We start from the raw sequence: 593 nt of genomic DNA on the forward strand, positions 1-593 counted from the left end.
TCCAGGCCTCGGTCAGGCTGGAAAACCGGTCGCGCAGGATGCCCGCCAGCAATGGCATGAAGCTCGCAATCAAGTAGCCGCCGCCTTGCACGAACGCCGCCAGCATGCCCGCTTGTGCCGGATCGTCCAGGTGGTCCATCGCCACGATCAGTGACAACGGAAACAGCGCGCCGATTCCGATGCCAAGCAGCAGGCACGCCAGCAGCGCCAACTTGAGCGGGGCAAGGATCAGGCATGTCAGTCCGCAGATCAGAATGGTCAGCACGGCGGCCAGCGGCTTGCGGCGATCCTGCAAGCGGCCGATCCACGCCGACACGGCCAGACCCGCCATCACCTCGGCCAGCGTCAGGCCGCCCAGCAGAAAACCGGCGGCGGAAGGTTCCCACCCGAGACCGGTGTAGAACGGCGGCAGCCACGCCAGCACCAGCGTGTAGGCGCCGGTGCCGATGCCAAAGAACAGCATCAGTTCCCACGCCCGCAGATTGCGCCAGAAGCTGCGTGGTGCCGTGCGCGCCATGCGGTGCCGGGGCGATGACGCATTGACGCGATCTTGCGCTGCCTTGAGCCACAGCGGCAGCGCCAGCAGCGCGGGC

The 593-nt window shown here is 67.1% G+C and carries 1 protein-coding gene; it reads right to left on the reverse strand.

The genetic code is table 11. From position 1 onward, the window contains the following. Positions 1 to 593, reverse strand: a 593-nt coding sequence (locus B2W22_RS12770) for an MFS transporter (RefSeq protein ID WP_286937976.1), incomplete at both ends; no start/stop codon positions are given.

The organism is Achromobacter sp. UBA4530 (assembly GCF_002388205.1).
In the GTDB taxonomy this organism is placed as follows: Bacteria; Pseudomonadota; Gammaproteobacteria; order Burkholderiales; family Burkholderiaceae_B; genus Achromobacter; species Achromobacter animicus.